1 protein-coding gene is annotated in these 538 nt (G+C 24.5%); it reads right to left on the bottom strand.

Going from position 1 to position 538, the window contains the following annotated elements; translation table 11 throughout:
* Positions 1-518, bottom strand: a 518-nt coding sequence (locus tag AVBRAN12647_RS09610) for a M48 family metallopeptidase (protein WP_336615119.1), incomplete at its 3' end; no start/stop codon positions are given.
* Positions 519-538 lie beyond the last annotated feature (20 nt).

Below are 538 nucleotides of genomic sequence, written 5' to 3'. Positions count from 1 at the left end.
TGTGTTAATTCGTGCATAATTACTGCTTCTATTGCTAATATATCTTTTTTAATTAATTCGGTATTTAGATTTATATAAGATTTTTTCGTATTGCAAGAACCCCAACGAGTTTTCATTTTTCGCACTTTCAAAGCTTTTATATCTTTACCAACAATCACACAAAATCTTTTTAAAATTTCGCTAAAGATTTCTTTTGATTGAATTTTATAAAAATCATTAAGTAATTTTTCTTTATTTTCATCAGTTTCAAGACATTTTAAAATGATTTTATCATTGTGAATTTCTACATTTTTTGAAATTCTTAAATCAAATTCTAAAATATATTTTCGTCCTAAAAACAATACAAAATTACCACTCAAAAGCTCTGCTTTTTTAGTAGTTTTAAGCTCGTTTAATCTTTGTTCTATCCAATCTTTTTTAAGTCTTAAAATCTCATCAATTTTTACTCTACTTATAAAATAAGGCGATACTACTTCAACAAGCCCAATCTCACGAACTTTTATAATAATATTTTTCACCCGCTTTTTAGTGATTTTTA

The sequence above is a fragment of the Campylobacter sp. RM12647 genome, assembly GCF_020138135.1.
Classification (GTDB): Bacteria; Campylobacterota; Campylobacteria; order Campylobacterales; family Campylobacteraceae; genus Campylobacter_E.
The sequence above is the reverse complement of the archived record's forward strand: the minus strand, read 5'-3'. Positions and strand labels throughout refer to the sequence as shown.